Origin of the sequence: Pedobacter nyackensis, assembly GCF_032678475.1 — a bacterium.
In the GTDB taxonomy this organism is placed as follows: domain Bacteria; phylum Bacteroidota; class Bacteroidia; order Sphingobacteriales; family Sphingobacteriaceae; genus Pedobacter; species Pedobacter nyackensis_A.
In genome coordinates this window covers 661,133-682,375 of record NZ_JAVTSF010000001.1, presented here as the reverse complement: position 1 = coordinate 682,375, position 21,243 = coordinate 661,133, and the positions used below count along the sequence as shown (strand labels likewise).

Genomic DNA, 21,243 nt, shown 5'->3' with positions numbered 1-21,243 from the left:
TATGAAACCCCTGGAAGATTATTTAGTGGTAGATTTTAGCCAGTTCCTGTCAGGCCCCTCAGCAAGTTTGAGATTGGCAGATATGGGCGCAAGGGTGATTAAAATAGAACGGTCGGGAGTGGGGGATATTTGTCGTACATTGTACACTTCCAATGTGATTATGAACGGAGAATCCTCCGTATTTCATGCCATCAACAGAAATAAAGAGAGTTTTGAAGTAGACTTGAAAAACGAGGCAGATTGTGAAATGGTTCGTGAACTGTTAAAAAAGGCAGATGTCATGATTCATAATTTTCGTCCCGGTGTGATGGAAAGACTTCGATTTGATTACGGGTCGGTTCAGCAACTGAATAAAAATATTATTTATGCGGAACTCTCCGGCTATGGAACAGATGGAGAGGGAAAAGGAAAACCCGGACAGGATTTATTGTTACAATCAGTAACGGGTTTAACCTGGTTAAGTGGTAATGCCGGAGGGCCGGTGGCGATGGGTTTATCTATTGTAGATATGCTCGCCGGTTCACACCTTGCACAAGGTATTCTGGCTTGTTTGTTCCGTAAAGTTAGCAGTTCGGAGGGTGCCCTGGTACAGGTGAGTATGATAGAGTCTGCGTATGATTTTCAGTTTGAAACGATCACAACTTTTATGAACGATGGCGGAGCGCTTCCGGAACGAACCGAACGCAATAATGCAAATGCGTATTTAGGTGCACCTTATGGGATCTATAAAACTGCCAATGGTTTTATTGCATTGGCAATGGGATCAATTCCCGTGCTTGGCGGTTTATTAGATTGTACGCCAATGGAGCGGTTTATTGATCCGGCTGAGGCTTTCGATAGACGTGATGAGATTAAAGCCATTCTTGCAGGGCATTTGCAGACGAGAAATACAGAAGATTGGCTTGCTATATTGGAGCCTGCCGATATCTGGTGCTCTGACGTGCTGAACTGGAAGCAACTGATGGAGCATGAAGGGTTTAAAGCCTTAAATATGATTCAGGAGGTTGAAATGAGAGATGGTTATAGATACGAAACTACCCGTTGTCCGATAAGGATCGACGGCGAATTACTGGTTTCTTGCAAAGGTTCTCCTAAATTAGGCCAGGATAATGAAAGGATCATTAGCCAGTTTGTAAATTAAAAAAGAAAATGTCCATGAATAAAAATGAAGTGTTCAGAATAGCTGTCCGTAAGTTCGGCCCCTTCGAATCAGCCATGCAAAAAGTATGGGATCAATATTGCCTTTCGTCCGGTTGCGGATTAACGGTAGAGTTGGTGCCTATGGATTTGCATGAACTTCATGAAAGTACATTGATAAATAAAGGACTAAAAAATGGGGATTGGGATGTAGCGCATATCAATACCGACTGGCTGTATGAAGGTTATACGGGGGGATCTTTTCAAGATTTGAAACCTTATATCGACAATCAGCCGCCTGTGGCATTTCCTGATGGATGGAGCCGCTCTTTGCGCAGCTTACAGCAGTTTAATGATCAGATCGTTGGTCTGCCTTTTCATGATGGCCCGGAATGTTTGATTTATAGAAAGGACCTTTTTGAGGATAAGACAGAGCAGGAACGTTATTTCGCGCAATATGGAAAAGAGCTTGACGTCCCGAAAACATGGGATGACTTTACACAAGTCGCCCGTTTTTTTAACCGTCCGGAACAAAACCTGTTTGGAAGCGCATTCGCTTGTTATCCTGACGGACACAATACCGTATTTGATTTCTGCTTGCAATTATGGAGCCGAGGTGGTGCCTTGGTAGGTAAAAATGGCAAAGTTAATGTGAATTCTAAAGCTGCAATTGAGGGATTGGAGTTTTACAAAGGTTTGGTTAAAGATCTGGATGCCGTACATCCAGGCTCTGTTGATTTTGATTCTGTAAGGGCAGGGGCAGCTTTTGCCAGAGGGGAAGTGGCTATGATGATCAATTGGTTTGGCTTTGCGTCTGTTTGCGAAGTTGATCAGGAATCGGCTGTAAAAGGGAAAGTCGACGTTGCTGAAATACCAGCTGCTAAAGGGAGTAAATCAGCTTCATTGAACGTATACTGGTTATATACAATGGGATCGGGTAGCAGGTATAAACAAACCGCTTACGACTTTATCCGCTTCGCGGTGAATGAAAGTAATGATAAGCTACTTACGCTTGAAGGGGGGACAGGCTGTCGCATATCAACATGGAAGGATGCTGAAATCAACCAGTTGGTGCCTTATTACCACAAGCTGGAACAACTGCATGAAAATGCCAATACCCTGCCTCAGAAAAGCAACTGGGCGGAAATTGCTGCACTGATAGATGAAATGGTATTGACTGTTTTGCATTCAGATGAAGCTATTGCCGAAATTGTTAATACTACACAGAGCAAGATTAATTTAATTGATAAATAGACCTTTATGGAAATTATATATAAACCTCAGTTACCTGAAACCATACAACCCATTGTCATTATTGGCGCCGGTGGTATTGTAGCTGATGCACATCTTCCGGCCTATAAAAAAGCAGGTTTTACAGTTCATGGGATCGTAAACCGTACAAAAACAAAAGCTGAAAAGCTGGCGTCTGAATTTCAGATCCCAAATGTTTATGAATCTATAGCAGAAGCAGTAGCCAAAGCTCCTGAAAATACGATATATGACCTGACGATTATGCCGGAGCAGTACATAGAAGTACTGGAGCAGTTACCAGATGGTTCAGCTGTTCTGATTCAGAAACCTATGGGAGACAATTTTGCACAGGCAAAGGAGATCCTGGATTTGTGCAGAAGGAAAAAACTGGTCGCTGCAATTAACTTTCAGCTTCGTTTTGCACCATTTGTAAGTGCTGCGAGGTATATGATTGATCAGGGAATGATTGGTGAAGTGTATGATATGGAAGTGCGGGCAACGATTAAAACACCATGGGAGATTTTTCCACATGTAATGGTACACCCGAGATTGGAAATTCTTTACCATAGCATCCATTATGTGGATTTACTCCGTTCGTTTTTAGGTGATCCGGAAACGGTCATGGCCAAAACCTTAAAACATCCGGCAAAAACACTTTCATCATCCCGTTCTACTATTTTACTGGATTATGGAGATACGTTGCATGCGGTAATCAATACCAATCATGATCACGATTTCGGGGCGCATAACCAGGAGTGTTTTATTAAGTGGGAAGGTACAAAAGGAGCGATAAAAGCAAATGTGGGACTACTGATGGATTATCCGCACGGTGTGCCTGATGTTTTCGAATATTGCCTGGTTGAGGAAGGTAAAGCTCCTGAATGGAAACAGGTAGAGTTGGAAGGCTCGTGGTTTCCTGAAGCATTTATTGGTACCATGGCTAATTTAATGCGTTTTAAAGAAGGATCTTCTGATGTGCTGTATACGAGTGTAGAAGATGTGATTAATACAATGGCAGTAGTAGAAAGTGCATATATAGCCAGTGATAAAGGTGGGGTGAAAGTAAGCGAACAGTTAAACGGATAGAGAGGTCATGCTGAATTTATTTCAGCATCTCTCTGTGGAAATAGAACCGCTTTTGCGGAAAATGTAAACATTAACATATTACAGCGATGTATTTTAAATCGATATTTTTTGAAGATTACCTGTTGGAAGATAAGCGGGTAACATTAGGTAGAACCATCACAGAAACAGATTTTGTGGTGCATGCAGGGCATACGGGCGATTTCTTTCCGCATCATATGGATGAAGAATGGTGTAAAACACAACCATTCAAACATAGAATTGCACATGGAACAATGATATTTAGCATAGGTATTGGCTTAACAGCTTCCGAGATCAATCCGGAGGCCTTCTCTAAAGGTTATGACCGTTTACGTTTTGTGAAGCCTGTATATATTGGTGATACTATTCACTCCGAAATCACAATTTCGGAAAAGGCGGAAGCAAAAAAGCCGGAGTATGGTACGGTAACCGAGCATGTAGAAATTAAGAACCAGCATGGTGAAGTCGTTTTGGTGTGCGATCATTTGCTGCTGGTAAAAAAGAAATAATACTTGTTTAATGCGATAAAAATAATCAACCCTAATTCAACCAATATATGAACCATACAACAGAGCCGGAGGTAATTGCCAGCGGAGATCCGGCAGCGGGTAAAAAATACTTAGTACCATTTATCCTGGTCGTGAGCTTATTCTTCTTATGGGGTATGGCACATAATCTGGATTCTATTTTGATTCCGCATTTAAAAAAAGCCTGTGATCTGAACAACAGACAATCTACATTAATCGATACATCAGTGTTCCTAGCTTATTTTTTAATGGCGATTCCGGCGGGTATGATCCTCAAAAAGTGGGGGTATAAAGCCAGCATGATCATCGGGTTGCTGGTGTTTGCAATAGGTGCATTCTTATTTGTACCTGCTGCAAATCAATTGTCTTATGCTACTTTTTTAATCGCTTTATTCATTATTGGTTGCGGACTGACCATTTTGGAAACCTCAGCAAATCCTTATGCTGCGATTTTGGGTGATCCGGCAAAAGCAACCAGCAGATTAAACCTTGCAGCTTCCTTTAATGGACTGGCTGCAATGGTGGCGCCGTTTATAGGATCTATGTTTATCCTTTCCGGGAAATCACATACACAAGCAGAACTGGCTGCTATGACAGAAGTTAATCGTAATGCGTATTTCATGGAAGAAGCGGCATCTGTAAAAATGCCTTATATCATTTTAGGAACAGTCCTGGTGGTAATCGCTATTATCTTCTATTTTGTAAATCTCCCCGAAATAAAGACAAAAAGTACCGATGGTATTGCTAAAGGTAGCTTCTTTGGAGCATTGCGTCACAGGCACTTAAGGTGGGCAGTTGTTGCACAGTTTTTTTATGTTGGTGCACAGGTTTGTGTAACGAGTTTTTTTATCAGAATGGCACAGCAAGGAGCCGGTTTTGATGAAAAAACAGCAGCTTATTATCTTGCGATTTATGGTTTATTGTTTACTGTGGGGCGTTTTGCCGGTACAGCTATTTTGCAATTCATCTCTTCTCATAAATTACTTTCTATATATGCAGCCATCTCGGTGTTGCTTAGTATGGTAGCTATTTTTGGGAATGGAGCTTATGTGGTTTATGCGTTGGGAGGCATCGGCTTTTTTATGTCTATCATGTTCCCAACTATTTTCGCTTTAGGTATTGATGGTATTGGTGACGATACAAAACCTGGATCTTCCTGGTTGATTATGTCTATTGTAGGTGGCGCAATCCTACCATATGCCATGGGTACGCTGATTGATTTTAATGGAGATGATATTCAGATTGGTTACAGCATCCCACTGGTTTGTTATATGATCATCTTGTATTTTGGAATGAAGGGCTATAAAATTGCCCATAAATAGAATAATTGAGCATGAATTTTAGAGGAAAAGGGATTTTATTGGTTTTAGGTATCTGCTGTAACACGGTAGTATATGCTCAGCAAAATGATTCAGCTAAGCCCTGGGTGTTATGGCACTGGATTAAGGCCGGGGTTTCAAAACCTGGTATTACTGCTGATCTGGAGGCTATGAAATCCGCTGGTATTGGCGGGGCTTACCTGTTGTCGATAAAAGGCGAAACCGATCCTCCGTTATTTAACCCGCCGGCACAGCAGCTGACTCCTCAATGGTGGGACATGGTGACCTTTGCGATGCAGGAGGCCAAACGTTTAAACCTTAAGCTGGGAATGCACGTCAGTGATGGCTTTGCACTCGCTGGTGGTCCATGGATTACACCTGAACTATCTATGCAAAAGGTGGTGTATACTCAATTGAATATCAAGGGGGGATCTCAAAATAAATTAAAGCTTGAACAACCCGAAACAATTGAAGGTTATTACAAAGATATTGCTGTATACGCCTATCCTTCACCGGAAGGGACAGGTATTTCTACACGAACTATTGTGCCAAAAATAAGTACCAGTAATGGTGCGGATGCTAGCGGACTGGTTGTCGCTGGAAATAAAAAAAGTTTTGGTAGTAACGAACCATGCTGGTTTCAGTATGCTTTTGAGCAGCCTTTTACGGCGCGTAGTCTCCGAATAAAATTAGGTGGTAACAATTATCAGGCTCATCGTCTGGAAGTACAGGTGAGCGATGATGGAAAGGTTTTTCGTTATATAGGCCGACTTGAGCCTCCCCGTCACGGCTGGCAGGATACGGATGCTGACGTAACACACTCCATCGTTCCGGTTACGGCGAGGTATTACCGCTTTGTTTATGATAAAAGAGGATCGGAGCCAGGCTCGGAAGACCTGGATGCGGCGAAGTGGAAGCCTTCTTTGAAATTGCTTAACCTGGAACTTTCTGCAGAGGGGAAAATCAATCAGTATGAAGGGAAATCTGCAGCAGTATGGCGCATTAGTAAGCGCAGTACGGCTGCTCAATTGCCAGATGCGCTTTGTATCCCACTGAATAAAATCATAGACCTGAGTACAAAATTAAATGCCGATGGTAGCTTAAACTGGAAAGCACCTAAAGGAAATTGGACCATATTGCGGATTGGGCATACTTCTACCGGGCATACAAATGCTACCGGAGGGGGAGGTAAGGGATTGGAATGCGATAAATTCAATCCAGCTGCCGTGAAATTACAATTCGATAGCTGGTATGGTGAAGCCTTAAAGAGAGGCGGACCGGAAATCGCTTCTAAAGTTTTGACCGAATTGTTTATTGATAGCTGGGAGTGTGGTAGTCAGAACTGGTCGTCTCTTTTCGCAGGTGAGTTTAAGAAACGAAGGGGATATGATATGATGCCTTACCTGCCAGTTATGACAGGTGTACCGGTACAGTCAGCAGCAGTGTCCGAAGGTTTTTTATATGACCTGCGTAAAACCATTGCTGAATTGGTTGTAGATCAATTCTATAAGCCTTTGGCTGCACTGGCAAAGGAAAAAGGAGTCAATTTTGCTGCCGAAAATGTATCGCCAACTATGATTAGCGATGGACTGATGCATTTTAAAACTGTGGACATGCCAATGGGTGAGTTCTGGTTAAATAGTCCGACACATGACAAACCAAATGATATGTTGGATGCCATTTCAGGCGCTCATATTTATGGCAAGAATATCATACCTGCAGAAGCTTTTACTTCGATCCGAATGGATTGGTCTGAGCACCCAGGCAACTTGAAGACTTTACAAGACCGGAATTATGCGTTGGGTATCAATAAACTGGTGTATCATGTATTTGCCCATAATCCCTGGACGGACCGAAAACCAGGAATGACCCTGGATGGTATAGGTCTGTATTTTCAGCGTGATCAGACCTGGTGGAAACCGGGAAAAGCATGGGTGAGTTATGCGGAACGCGTACAAACTCTGTTGCAGCAGGGAAAACCCGTTGCAGATATAGCTGTTTTTATAGGTGATGAATATCCGAGGAGATCTGTATTACCAGATCGCTTGGTATCTCTCTTACCGGGTATTTTTGGAAAGGATGTTGTAGAGGCAGAGCGCATCAGGTTAAAAAATGAAGGCGAACCCTTAAGAATAAAGCCGATGGGCGTAAACCATTCTGCAAATATGGCTGATCCGGAGAACTGGGTTAATCCTCTGCGTGGGTATGCTTACGACTCCTTTAATCCTGATGTGTTAAGTACAGCTGTGGTAAGGGATAAAAAAGTGGTATTTGCAGCTGGTGCCAGTTATGCGATTTTGGTTATCCCTGGTAAAACGTTGATGGATCCGAATTATCAATACATGAACTTCGAGACTGTAAAACAATTGCTGGCACTGGTAAAAGCAGGAGCGACGGTAATACTCAATGAGAAACCTCTTTACCAGTCTGGCTTAAAACAGGTTGCGGAAGCAGAATTTAAAAAGATTGTTGATGAGTTGTGGACTGCAGGGAAAGTTGGTGAAGGTAGGGTAATTATTGGGCCTTATCAGGATGAGACGTTCAGTGCGCTGGGATTGGAACGCGACTTGTCAATTGTGGAAGCAGGACAGGATACTTATGCAAAGTATGTTGCTTATACGCATAGAAAGACTATTGATAAGGATATTTATTTTATTTCAAATCAGCTGGATAAGTCCAGGTTGTTGAATTTTTTCTTCCGTATTGATGATGTGAAAGCTGCACCTGAATTATATGATGCAGTTTCAGGGAAAAGCTGGAAAGCTTCCGATTGGACTGTACAAAACGGAAGGTTAGTCTTACAGGTAAAATTAGAGCCCAATGCCTCGCTATTTGTGAGTTTTGACCGTAATGCGCAACCTGCAAAGCCGGTTGCTGGTAAGGCGAACTTTGCAATATTTGATACTGCTCAGGTTTTGACAGGAGATTGGAAGGTGAGTTTTGACGCTGCATACGGAGGTCCATCAAAACCCCTGGTTTTTGCTGCACTTCAGGATTGGAGTACTAGTGCTGATTCATTAGTTAAATACTATTCCGGTACGGCTATATATACCAAAACTTTCAAACTTAAAGGCGATAAACAAGTTGAAACCTGGCTAGACCTGGGGAAAGTAGCGAATATAGCTGATGTAAAAGTAAATGGGATTTCTTGTGGGGTAGCCTGGACACCTCCATACCGGGTAGATATTAGTAAGGCAGTTAAAAGTGGAACCAACGAGGTTAGTATTGAAGTCAGCAATACCTGGGCAAATAGATTGATTGGGGACCAGCGGCTACCGGAAAATAAACGGGTCACCTGGACTACTGCACCTTACAAGTTGTCGCTTGAAGGTAAACCGCTACTGGAAGCGGGGCTTCTGGGACCTGTAACCATTCAAACAGTAAAATAAAAACGATTAACCGAACCATAAAACCAATATATAAACATGAAAAGGATCAAAGTACAGCTGGGTAAAGTTTTGATGTATAGTACTTGTACAGCGCTATTTTTCCCCATGCCGGATAGTTCTGCCCAGGAAAAGAGCCTGGTGAATACAAAAGAAAGCAGTCATGCTAAATTGTATAGTCCGAATATGAAGGATGTAAACTGGACGAAAGGTTTTTGGGCCGACCGGTTTAAGGTTGCGAGAGAAACCATGGTGCCAAATATGTGGGACATCTATAACGATGAGCACATTAGTCATGCGTTTAAGAATTTTGAAATTGCCGCCGGATTGGATACCGGATCACATAAGGGACCCTCTTTTCACGATGGTGACTACTATAAAACGCTGGAAGCAATGGCCAGCATGTACGCTTCAACCCATGATAAGAAATTAGAGGTTAAGATGGATAAAGCCATTGCCGTAATTGCAAAATCGCAACGGGAAGATGGTTATATCTACACAAAGGCCATGATAGAGCAGCGTAAAACCGGTTCAAACAATCAGTTTCAGGATAGGTTGAGTTTTGAAGCATACAATATCGGTCATTTGATGACTGCTGCCTGCGTGCATTACAGGGCTACAGGTAAAACCAATTTATTGGAAGTAGCAAAAAAAGCTACAGAATACTTGTATAATTTTTATCAGAAGGCATCACCTGCATTAGCCAGGAATGCTATTTGTCCCTCTCATTACATGGGGGTGATTGAAATGTACAGGACGACCAGAGACGCTCGTTATCTGGAATTGGCGAAACACCTTATTGCCATTAAAGGTAAAATTGAAGATGGAACGGATGATAACCAGGATAGAATACCATTTTTAAAGCAGACCAAGGCAATGGGGCATGCGGTAAGGGCGAATTATCTCTATGCCGGTGTGGCCGATCTATATGCGGAAACAGGTAATGATTCCCTGATGCATACCTTGAATCTGATGTGGGATGATGTGAACCAACACAAGATGTACATCACTGGAGGCTGTGGCTCGCTGTATGACGGCACTTCTCCTGATGGGACATCATATAACCCCACTGAGGTGCAAAAGATCCACCAGGCCTTCGGTAGAGATTTTCAACTACCTAACTTCACTGCTCATAATGAAACCTGTGCTAACATTGGTAATGTACTCTGGAACTGGAGGATGTTACAAATCAGCGGAGACGCAAAATATGCTGATGTAATGGAACTGGCTTTACACAATAGCGTACTTTCGGGTATCAGTCTGGACGGTAAGAAATTTTTATATACCAATCCTTTAAGCTATTCGGATGATCTGCCTTTTAAACAGCGCTGGTCTAAAGAGCGCGTGCCATACATCGGCTTGTCAAACTGTTGTCCGCCAAACGTAGTACGTACCATCGCAGAAGTGAGCGATTATGCTTATAGTATTTCTGATAAAGGATTGTGGTTCAATTTGTATGGTGGTAATACCCTTCAGACTAGTTTAAGTGATCGGGCGAAAGTTAGTCTTGTGCAGGAAACAAATTATCCATGGGATGGTAACATTAAGATTAGTGTTAAAGCAACTGGTAGTAAGCCTTATTCGATGTTTTTCCGTATTCCCGGATGGACATCTAATGCAACTTTAAAGGTAAATGGACAAACGGAAAACCTGGTATTGACACCTGGAACTTATGCGGAACTGAACCGTAAATGGAAAGCCGGCGATCAGGTTGAATTGGTATTGCCGATGGAGGCACAGTTGGTCGAGTCGAATCCGCTTGTCGAAGAAACAAGGAACCAGGTGGCGGTTAAACGCGGCCCGGTAGTTTATTGTCTGGAATCTCAGGATTTGCCTGGTAAAAGAATTTTTAACGTCTTTATACCAGCTAAAATTGATCTAAAAGCTAGTCCCATTCAAATTGATGGGGCAGACATGATGAGCCTGGAAGGTAATGCCCAGCTGATTGAAAATAAAGACTGGAAAAATGTGCTTTATCGGCCGCTCAATGAATCAAATACCACTACGCCAATCAGGTTGGTGCCTTACTTTGCCTGGGGTAACCGTGGGCATTCAGAAATGTCGGTTTGGTTACCGGTAAGCAGATAAGAACAACAAAGATGGAAAGAGTAACTGCAAAATATTATATAGAAACGCCGCTTGATCTTGAAAAATCAGCTCAGGTGCTGGCTGGAGAACAATCGTCTGGAACTTTTATTGCTGTTCCGGGAGAGACAGAAGAGTTGAAACAACGTTTTGCTGCAAGGGTAGAGAACATAACGGTTTTAGATACCGCAGATGCTCCTGCAATTCCGGGGGGCATTTCCTCAGGAGGTAAATATCAGCGGGCAATGATAGAAGTGTCCTGGTCGGTCGAGAACTTTGGGTACAATCTACCCGTACTGGTATCCACGCTACAAGGTAATTTGTATGAGCTGACTCAGTTTACCGGCTTGAAGCTGATGGACCTGGAATTGCCTGCCTCTTACGCCGGGGCATTTAAAGGTCCCAGATTCGGGATCGAAGGCTGCAGAAAGTTAACAGGTGTGTACGACAGGCCACTGATTGGGACAATCATCAAGCCCAGCATAGGTATGACACCCGAGCAAACGGCTACATTAGTTGAAACCCTTTCAGTCGCTGGTATTGACTTTGTTAAGGATGATGAACTGCTGGGTTCATCCGCCAATTCTCCTTTTGATATGAGGGTAGATGCAGTAATGGCCGTGATCAATAAACATGCGGACAGGACAGGGAAAAAGGTGATGTATGCTTTTAATATTAGTGATGATATTGATCAGATGCAGCGCAATTATGAAAAGGTATTAAAATCTGGAGGTACTTCAGTAATGATCAGTTTGAATAGCGTCGGCTTGGCTGGCGTGAAAAAAATAGGAGATATGGGGGAACTGGCTATCCATGGGCATCGCAATGGCTGGGGTATGCTCAACCGCCATCCTTTACTGGGGATCGAATTTCCGGCGTATCAGAAATTATGGCGATTGGCAGGTGTAGATCAGATTCATGTAAATGGGATTCAGAATAAGTTCTGGGAGTCTGATGATTCTGTGGTTAAATCTATTGAAGCTTGTTTGAAGCCCTTGTTAGGTGGTTATTCCATATTACCTGTTGTCTCCTCCGGACAATGGGGAGGTCAGGCACCTGAAACCTACCGACGCACTAAAACTGTCGATTTGTTGTATATGGCAGGAGGTGGCATTATGGCTCATCCTGATGGACCTGCTGGTGGAGTAGTTGCCTTGCAACAAGCCTGGAAGGCAGCAGTTGATGGTTTATCAGTAGCCGAAGCCGCGAAAAAATACCTGGAGTTTGCTCATTCCGTATCTGTATTTGGTAAAAAATAAAATAACCATTAAGTAGATATGGAAAACAATCGCTTACTCATTGCTTTTTACGGGGATGATTTTACGGGATCAACGGATGCGCTGGAGTTTTTAAGTAGGTCTGGCATCAAAACAGTCCTGTTTATTGAATCACCTTCAACGGAACAGTTAGCGCGCTATCCCGGATTGCAAGCCATTGGAGTGGCCGGCAAGAGCCGTACACTTTCGCCTGTAGAAATGGAAGAGGCACTAAAGCCTGCTTTTAATGCATTACAGAAACTCAATCCCCGTCACGTACACTATAAAGTTTGCTCTACTTTCGATTCATCGCCAGCTATTGGCAGCATTGGTAAGGCAATTGATATTGGTATATCCGTATTTAAAACAGCCATGGTGCCATTGCTTGCAGCAGCACCGCATCTGGGTCGCTATGTTTTGTTTGGTAACCTTTTCGCCCGCATGGGGATAGGAAGTGAAGGCGAAATTTATCGTCTCGACAGGCATCCTTCCATGCGCAACCATCCCATCACTCCGGCCGATGAAAGTGATATTCGTTTACATCTGGGTAAACAAACCGCTAAAAACATAGGCTTGTTTAATATCCTTGAATTACATAAATACCAGGATCAGGCTTTTGAACCTGATTTTTCAGCACATGAAATTGTACTATTTGATGCATTGGCAGAGGAAGAACTTAAAAGCATCGGAGAACTGATAGACGGACAGGCAGATGATGTACATACCGTTTTCTCAGCAGGATCCTCAGCTATAGAAATGGCTTTGGGAAATTACTGGCAAGAGACAGGAATTGTACAGGAACAAAAAGAGTGGAAGTCGATTAAAGCAAGTGGGCCTGTATTGGTTGCTTCAGGAAGTTGTTCTTCGGTAACTGCCGGACAGATTCGTTATGCTTTGAATCATGGCTTCACTGAATTGGCGATTGACACCGTGATGTTGGCTACTCAGGTGGCTGATAATGATTTGTCTACGGAGACTGGTTTCATTAAAACTGCAGCTGAACAATATGCGCAGAAAGCCATTGGATTAATTAACGAAGGAAAATACCTCTTGATTCATACCAGTCTGGGTAATGACGATCCCCGTGTATCCGCTACAGATAAAATATTCAGAGATAAAGGCTTCGGCAAAGCTGCTACGGCACAATTATATGGTCAGTTACTTGGTCTGATTACAAGGCTGACGGCAGAAAAGACTGATCTTAAAAGAATCATTATCGCCGGTGGCGATACTTCCAGCTATGCCGCAAGGGCAATGGGTGTAGAGGCCGTTGAAATGATCGCCCCACTTTCGCCCGGAGCGCCATTGTGTCGCGCTTACGCCCCTGGTTCTGCTGTAGACGGCTTGCAAGTTGTCTTTAAGGGAGGGCAGGTAGGTAAAGAAGAATTTTTTAACATTAACCTAATATAACCTAAAATATGAAAACTAAAACACTCGGACTTGTTCACACCTCGGCTACATTAGTTCCTGTTTTTCAGAAACTTTGTAGTGATTATCTACCAGGTGTAAACGTGTTTAATATAGTAGATGATAGTCTGATTAAAGATGTCATTAATCGTAATGAACTAACGAAATTAACTTCCAGAAGGGTAGTAGATCATGTAGCCTCAGCAGAAACTGCCGGCGCAGATTTTATCCTGGTTACCTGTTCTTCTATCGGTTCAGCTATCGAAACCGCTGCTGGTTTAACCGGTGTACCTGTTTTAAGGGTAGATCAGCCTATGGCCGATCTTGCAGTGAAAACGGGTAAAAAGATAGGAGTGATTGCTACATTGCCTACCACCCTTGGACCAACAAGTGACCTGGTTAAACGTCGCGCAGCAGTTGCAGGTAAAGAAATAGAACTTACCTCGATACTATGTGAGGGGGCCTTTGAAGCTTTAATGGGCGGAGAACCTGAAAAGCATGATGAAATGGTGGCAAAAGCACTGGTCGAACTTTCTGCAAAAGTGGAAGTAATTGTATTGGCACAAGCCTCTATGTCGCGCGTGGTGGATGGGTTGCCCGAGGCGGAAAAACGTGTTCCAATACTTGCAAGTCCTGCCCTGGCGATTCAACACATTGCTGATCTGTTTAAGTAGACCGTCATGTATAACTTTCGCAGATTATGTCTGCTATTGGCGCTCATTGCATTTGTAGTATTGCTTGCTGGTCTTTTTAGATCAGATGCTGCACTATGGCAACCAGCCGCAGTAGTGATGGCCGTAACAGCCGCTATAGGAATAGGGGCACTGGAAACCTTAAAAAATTATCAGTATACAGCATGGATCATTACTGCCGTAGTTGCAGGGATGGTTTATCCGGCTGCTTTTTTGAAATGGGGAGATTTTGATCTCCGTAACAAATGGCTCATTCTTATTGTGGTGCAGATGGTGATGTTTGGCATGGGGATACACATGAGCCTGCGCGATTTCACCGGCTTAGGTAGTACGGGCAAAGGAGTGATTATCGGCTTGCTTTGTCATTTTACCATTATGCCGCTGATGGGATATTTGCTGACACGTGTATTTCATTTCGAAACTGAAATTGCAGCCGGGATCATCTTAATCGGATCATGTTCCAGTGGTTTAGCTTCTAATGTAATGGTTTACATTGCCCGTGCAAATCTTGTGTTATCAGTAGCCGTTACCGCAATGGCTACGTTGATTGCACCATTTTTGACACCATTGTTGATGAAATTACTGGCAGGTACGCTGATTGAGATTAAGTTTTTTAATATGATGATGGAGATCATCAAGATTGTCATTGTTCCTATCGGCGCAGCACTGGTCCATGACTACCTGAAGCGGGCAGCGCCAAAAGACTGGAAGCGTGTTAAGCTGATTGCTGCGGTTTGTGCGCTTTGGCTGCTGACATTGCCTTTTGGGATGTGGACCGGGCTTGAACAGTTCTTTTCTACCGAGGGGATGGAATCTGTTGAAATACTGAGCTTCTTTACCGGAGCATTCCTTGTTGGATTGATCTATCACCTATTTACACTGAAATTCAATAATCTGGATCAGCTGATGCCTTATATTTCTATGTTTGGTATAGTTTATTTTACAACAGTTACCACTGCAGCTGGTAGGGACAACCTGTTAAAAGTCGGTTTTATTTTGTTTCTTGCATCGGTGATCCATAATGGAGCTGGTTACCTGTTTGGTTATATGTTAAGCCGGGTATTTGGTTTGGATAAAAGATCATCAAGGACGGTTGCTTTCGAAGTGGGCTTGCAAAATGGTGGCATGGCCTCTGGTTTAGCAGGTTCTATGGGTAAGTTGGGAACCGTTGGTCTTGCAGCAGCTGTATTTAGTCCATGGATGAATATTTCAGGATCAATCCTCGCCAATTATTGGAGGAAACAGGCTTTAAAAGAAGAAGAATTGGAAAAATCAAGTTAAAAAATACATGAAGAGGCTTAAAAACATCATTTCAAGATCAGGTGCTACTGCATTGTTGCTTGCTTTATACGCAAGTTCTTCATTTGCTGAGGTAAAGCCGGCCTCTATTTTTACGGATCATATGGTACTTCAACAGCAAGCTGAAGTAGCAATATGGGGTTGGGCAAAAAACAATAGCCAGGTTACTTTAACACCATCATGGGATAAAAAGAAATATACGGTAAAGGCAGATGCAAATGGAAAATGGAAACTGAAAATAGCCACACCAAAAGCCGGTGGTCCTTACGAAATGACCATTAGTGACGGTATTGCTATGACTTTAAAAGATATTTTAATTGGCGAGGTATGGTTTTGCGGTGGTCAGTCCAATATGGAAATGCCAATGAAAGGATTTAAAAATCAACCTATTCTGGGCGCCAATGAGGCAGTTCTGAAATCTGCTAATTCGCAGATCAGATTGTATACGGTGCCGCGTTCTTCTATTACAGAAAGACAGGATAACAGTAAGCCCTCGAACTGGAAAGCTGCTGCTCCGGAAGCTGTGGCTAACTTTAGTGCTACAGCTTATTATTTTGGCAAATTGCTAAGCGAAATGTTACAGGTGCCTGTTGGATTGATCAACGATAGTTATGGTGGTTCTAGCATTGAAGCATGGATGTCACCGGAACTTTTAAAATCATTTCCGGAAGTTAAGATACCTTCAAAAACGGATAGCATTAAAGAAGTCAGCCGTACACCAACCACTTTATACAATGGCATGCTATATCCTGTTATCGGCTACGGCATTCGCGGTGCGATCTGGTATCAGGGGGAATCCAATCAGACACGTCCTGATCGTTATGAAGATCTTTTTCCTGCAATGGTTAAAGAATGGAGGAATGTATGGGAGATGGGAGAATTCCCATTTTATTATGCACAGATTGCTCCATTTGCCTATTTAAAACCATCGGAGGTTCAAAGTGCAGGAAAAATGAATTCTGCTTTTATCAGGGATGCACAGCGTAAATCTATGGCAAAGATTCCCAATTCAGGAATGGCAGTATTGATGGATGTTGGGGAAGAACAGTGTATTCATCCGGCGAATAAGGAAAAGGGTGGTTTACGCCTTGCCTACCTGGCTTTAGGAAATACCTACGGCATCAAAGGTTTGGGCTTTGCCAGTCCGGATTACGAATCGATAAGTGTGAAAGAGGGGGCTGCACAAATTAAATTTATGAATGTACCCAACGGATTAACCTCTTTTGGAAAGACACTGAGTTTATTCGAGGTGGCAGGCGCTGATAAGGTATTTTATCCTGCAAAAGCCAGGATTACAGGGAGCAGTGTAACAGTCTCATCTGAATCCGTTCCTATCCCCGTTGCGGTACGTTACGCATTTAAGGATTTTGTGGTGGGTGATTTATATAGCAATGAAGGTTTACCGGTATCGTCTTTCAGAACGGACGACTGGGACCAATAAAAACTAATTATTTTGAAGAAGAAGTTAATTTTCATCGGTATCGTTTTAATTTCAGCTTGTTTGTTGAAGGTTAATGCCCAAAATAAACAGGTTGATGCCAATTTGGTATGGACTAGTCAGAGCGACAACTCCGCGGGATCCATGCCTTGTGGCGGTGGCGATATAGGTCTTAACGTATGGGTTGAAAAAGGAGAAGTGTTTTTTTACCTCTCCCGAAGTGGGACATTTGACGAAAATAATACGCTGCTGAAGCTGGGACGGGTACGGTTAAAATTAAGCCCGAACCCTTTTGATGCAGGTGATACCTTTAAACAGGAATTGGTGTTAAACGAAGGTTATGTGAAAATTACGGGTACAAAAGCAGGACTGAGTGCTGAAGTTAAAGTATGGGTAGACGTTTTTAAGCCATTGATAAACATAGAGGTTAAAAGTAATAAAAAATCCTTTGTAGAAGCTGGATTTGAAAGCTGGAGGGATAAAGATCGCGCAACTAAAGGCAAAGAAAATAATCAGAATTCTTATAAATGGGCGCCCCAGGGTGAAGTTAAGACGTTTAAAGACAGCCTTGCATTTAAAGACAATGGCTTGTTATTTTTTCATCAGAATAAAGCGAAAACTGTTTTTGATGTTGCAGTAAAGCAGCAGGGGATGGAAGCACGCAAATCGGAGCTGTTCAACCCGATTAAAAACCTTGTTTTTGGCGGAGTGATGAGAGGAACAGGTATGATGCCCTCTGGTACTTATTCCGGTATTTACGCTGGAACACCTTTTACAGGGTGGAAACTGAAGAGTGTAAATGCCGAAAAAGCAATTCAACTGAGCATTGCACTACATACGGCTCAAAGTCCGGCTATAGCTGAATGGGAGGTCGGGCTAAAGAAAACTGTAATGGCGACCGCCAAAAATAAAGGCGCTTTTGAAGCAAGCAAAAACTGGTGGAAAAGCTACTGGCAGCGCAGTTTTATTGATATGAAGAGCCGTAACGAACCACTGGTAGCTCAGGTTGGCCGTAACTATCAGCTGTTTCGTTATATGCTGGGCTGTAATGCTTTCGGGGATTATCCGACGAAATTTAACGGCGGACTTTTTACCTATGACCCTGTTTTTGTAGACTCAACCTTAAAATACACCCCTGATTTTAGAAATTGGGGAGGTGGTACGCATACGGCACAAAATCAGAGATTAGTTTACTGGCCGATGCTGAAAAGTGGTGACACCGATATGATGCGTCCGCAATTCGACTTCTATATGCGCATTTTACGTAATGCGGAATTGAGAAGTGAATTTTACTGGAACCATCAAGGCGCTAGCTTTACCGAACAGCTGGAAAATTTTGGCTTACCTAATCCTGCTGAATATAACTGGAAGCGACCAGCAGACTATGATAAAGGGATGGAGTACAACGCCTGGCTTGAATATGAATGGGATACCGTTCTGGAATTTTGTCAGATGATGCTGGAAACAGGAAGCTATGCAGGAAAAGATGTCAAAGTGTACCTTCCGTTTATAGAAAGCTGTTTGACATTTTTTGATGCACACTATACCTACCTGGCTAAACAAAGAGGGAGCAAAGCATTGGATGGTAATGGTCATCTGGTTTTATATCCGGGTTCGGCTGCAGAAACCTATAAAATGACTTATAATGCGACTTCTACAATTGCGGCATTAAAGACGGTTTTGAACAGTTTGCTGGAACTAAAATCGATCAGTGAGGCGCAAAGAACGGGATGGACTGCAATGTTAAAGCGTATTCCACCAATTACGTTTAGTTCATTTAACGGCCATACAACTATTGCTCCGGCAAAAGTTTGGGAAAGAGTAAACAATACAGAAAGTCCACAGTTATATCCGGTTTACCCCTGGGGTATTTATGGTATTGGCCGACCGGGTTTGGATACGGCTATCAATACCTTTAAGTACGATACAGACGTATTGAAATTCAGGAGTCATATAGGCTGGAAACAGGACAACATTTTTGCAGCCAGATTGGGTTTAACTAAGGAAACTGCGGAATTGACCTTATTGAAATTAAAAGATTCTGGCAGAAGGTTTCCAGCATTCTGGGGGCCAGGTTTTGATTGGGTTCCCGATCATAACTGGGGAGGATCCGGAATGATTGGTTTACAGGAAATGCTCTTACAAAGCCATGAGGAAAAACTGTATCTATTTCCAGCATGGCCAAAAGAATGGGATGTGCATTTCAAATTACATGCTCCTCAACATACTGTTATTGAAGCTGTATTAAAGAATGGTAAAGTCGAAAGTTTAAAAGTAAGCCCCGAATCAAGAAGAAAAGACGTGGTAATCTTGTTGAAATAACGTTCCGGAAACGATTGCGTATTTATTTTGCAGTGTTTACTAAAATCACTGTTAAAAACTGTGTAGACTTGTAATGAAACCATTTATAAGACACAACAGTATGATGAAAAAGAAATCCCTTTTAGTTAGCGTATTTGCCTTCATGATTACCTTTCAGTCCACTGCACAAGATGTAGGAACAAAGGCTAAACCTTTATCCGATCAGATGGCAGCGACAGTGATGGAAGTTTGGAAGGAAAGATCTAAAAGATGGTCGTACGACGATGGGGTTGTACAGGATGGTATGACAGAGGTTTGGAGAAGAACTGGCAACAGCACCTATTTCAAATATGTTCAGACTAAAATGGATGAATTCATTTCCCCGGAAGGCGCGATTGATACTTATAGTGAGGGGCATTTTAATATTGATAATGTAAAGAATGGTACGGTTTTACTTACACTTTATAAGGTAACCGGGCAACTGAAATATTTTAAAGCTGCAACTATCCTTTGGAAACAGTTGCAGAAGCATCCAAGAACAAAACAAGGTGGTTTCTGGCATAAGCAGATCTATCCAAATCAAATGTGGCTGGATGGTTTGTATATGGGACAGCCATTTTATGCTGAGTATGCCGGGCTGATCAACAATAAAGAAGCCTTTAACGATATTGCTAATCAGTTCATCTATATGGAAAGAAATGCCAGGGATACAAAAACCGGGTTATTGTATCATGGGTGGGATGAATCTAGGGTAGAACGTTGGGCTGATCCTAAAACGGGTTTGTCACCCCATATTTGGGCCAGGGCAATGGGCTGGTATGCTATGGCACTGGTAGATGTGCTTGATAATTTCCCTAAGGACCATCCAAAGAGAAAAGAACTGATCAACATTTTGAACCGACTGGCTGTAGCGATCAAAAGTGTACAAAACAATAAGACAGGGGTATGGTATGATATTTTAGACCGCCCGAATGATAAAGGAAACTATTTTGAATCTTCGGCATCTGCGATGTTTGTGTATTCTATTGCCAAAGGCGTTAGAATGGAATATTTGCCAGCGTCATTTTTGAATGTTGCAGAGAAGGCCTATAAAGGTATACAGCAAGAGTTTGTTGAACAGCGTGCTGAAAACATGATCAATCTTAAAGGTACGGTTTCGGTTTCTGGTTTGGGTGGCAAGCCTTACCGTGATGGCAGTTTTGCATATTACATGAGCGAAAAAGTAATTACTAATGACCCTAAAGGCGTTGGAGCTTTTTTAAAGGCCATCAATGAAATGGAAATGGCGGCAATGCCTAAACCGGGATTAGGCAAAACGGTAGTACTGGATTCTTATTTCAACAACGAAAAGAAAAAGGACCAGAGTGGTAACGAGGTCTCATGGCATTACAAGTGGGAAGAAATGGCAAACGGAGGTTTTTCTATGTGGGGAGAACAGTTTAACAATGCAGGTTTCAAAACTTCAACTTTGTATGCAGCCCCTACTGCGGCTAACCTTAAAAAAGCTTCGGTTTACATCATTGTAGATCCGGATACAAAAAAAGAAACACCTACACCTAATTTTATCGCGGCGAATGACAATAAAAATATTACCGACTGGGTGAAAGCAGGAGGTGTATTGGTATTGATGGGTAATGATACCGGAAATGTGGAATTTGATCATTTTAACCAGTTGGCTAAAAGTTTCGGGATGCAGTTTAATAAAGATAGCAAAGGACGAGTGGTAAAAAGCCAGTTCGAAATGGGAAAGGCGGTTGTTCCTGCAGACAATGAGATCTTTAAAACAGCTAAACAATTGTATATTAAAGAATATAGTAGTTTAAAATTAGTATCACCTGCCAGATCAGTTTTTAAAGATAAAGATGGTGATAATGTGATGGCAGTTGCTAAATTTGGTAAAGGAACAGTATTCGCTATTGGTGATCCATGGTTGTACAACGAATATGTGGATGGGAGAAAGTTACCTGCTGAATACGATAATTTTAATGCCGGACAGGATTTAGTGAGCTGGATTGCTGGACAATTGATGAAGAAATAAATT

14 protein-coding genes are annotated in these 21,243 nt (G+C 42.4%); all 14 read left to right on the top strand.

Annotated elements, in window-relative coordinates:
- Window position 1: 1 nt before the first annotated feature.
- A complete protein-coding gene (locus tag R2Q84_RS02745; protein ID WP_316814994.1) occupies window positions 2–1,141 on the top strand; it encodes a CaiB/BaiF CoA-transferase family protein in 1,140 nt (379 codons plus the stop codon).
- Between the two features lie 14 nt (window positions 1,142–1,155).
- On the top strand, window positions 1,156–2,391 hold the full coding sequence (locus tag R2Q84_RS02740; RefSeq protein WP_316814993.1) for an extracellular solute-binding protein: 1,236 nt from the start codon (window positions 1,156–1,158) through the stop codon (window positions 2,389–2,391).
- Window positions 2,392–2,397: 6 nt separating this feature from the next.
- Window positions 2,398–3,474, top strand: coding sequence for a Gfo/Idh/MocA family oxidoreductase (locus R2Q84_RS02735; protein WP_316814992.1), 1,077 nt, complete (start codon window positions 2,398–2,400; stop codon window positions 3,472–3,474).
- Between the two features lie 86 nt (window positions 3,475–3,560).
- Entirely contained in the window at window positions 3,561–4,001 is a 441-nt protein-coding gene (locus tag R2Q84_RS02730; RefSeq protein WP_316814991.1) for a MaoC/PaaZ C-terminal domain-containing protein, read from the top strand.
- 47 nt (window positions 4,002–4,048) lie between these two features.
- A complete protein-coding gene (fucP, locus tag R2Q84_RS02725) occupies window positions 4,049–5,341 on the top strand; it encodes an L-fucose:H+ symporter permease (RefSeq protein ID WP_316814990.1) in 1,293 nt (430 codons plus the stop codon).
- Between the two features lie 11 nt (window positions 5,342–5,352).
- Entirely contained in the window at window positions 5,353–8,727 is a 3,375-nt protein-coding gene (locus tag R2Q84_RS02720; protein WP_316814989.1) for a glycosyl hydrolase, read from the top strand.
- A gap of 36 nt (window positions 8,728–8,763) precedes the next feature.
- Window positions 8,764–10,812 (top strand): glycoside hydrolase family 127 protein, encoded by a 2,049-nt coding sequence (locus R2Q84_RS02715; RefSeq protein ID WP_316814988.1) that lies wholly within the window; start codon window positions 8,764–8,766, stop codon window positions 10,810–10,812.
- Between the two features lie 11 nt (window positions 10,813–10,823).
- The gene (locus tag R2Q84_RS02710) at window positions 10,824–12,068 is read left to right on the top strand and encodes a ribulose-bisphosphate carboxylase large subunit family protein (protein ID WP_316814987.1); all 1,245 of its coding nucleotides are present in this window, start codon (window positions 10,824–10,826) and stop codon (window positions 12,066–12,068) included.
- An 18-nt stretch (window positions 12,069–12,086) separates the two neighbouring features.
- Window positions 12,087–13,475, top strand: coding sequence for a four-carbon acid sugar kinase family protein (locus R2Q84_RS02705; protein ID WP_316814986.1), 1,389 nt, complete (start codon window positions 12,087–12,089; stop codon window positions 13,473–13,475).
- 8 nt (window positions 13,476–13,483) lie between these two features.
- Complete coding sequence (locus R2Q84_RS02700; RefSeq protein ID WP_316814985.1) at window positions 13,484–14,146, top strand: aspartate/glutamate racemase family protein; 663 nt, start codon at window positions 13,484–13,486, stop codon at window positions 14,144–14,146.
- A 6-nt stretch (window positions 14,147–14,152) separates the two neighbouring features.
- Window positions 14,153–15,445: a bile acid:sodium symporter family protein gene (locus R2Q84_RS02695; RefSeq protein WP_316814984.1), complete on the top strand. Its 1,293-nt coding sequence runs from the start codon at window positions 14,153–14,155 to the stop codon at window positions 15,443–15,445.
- Between the two features lie 7 nt (window positions 15,446–15,452).
- Window positions 15,453–16,904 carry a sialate O-acetylesterase gene (locus R2Q84_RS02690; RefSeq protein ID WP_316814983.1) on the top strand — a complete coding sequence of 484 codons (1,452 nt, stop codon included), beginning with the start codon at window positions 15,453–15,455 and terminating at the stop codon, window positions 16,902–16,904.
- Between the two features lie 12 nt (window positions 16,905–16,916).
- Window positions 16,917–19,223 carry a DUF5703 domain-containing protein gene (locus tag R2Q84_RS02685; protein ID WP_316814982.1) on the top strand — a complete coding sequence of 769 codons (2,307 nt, stop codon included), beginning with the start codon at window positions 16,917–16,919 and terminating at the stop codon, window positions 19,221–19,223.
- Window positions 19,224–19,323: 100 nt separating this feature from the next.
- Entirely contained in the window at window positions 19,324–21,240 is a 1,917-nt protein-coding gene (locus R2Q84_RS02680; RefSeq protein ID WP_316814981.1) for a glycoside hydrolase family 105 protein, read from the top strand.
- The last annotated feature ends 3 nt before the right edge of the window (window positions 21,241–21,243 follow it).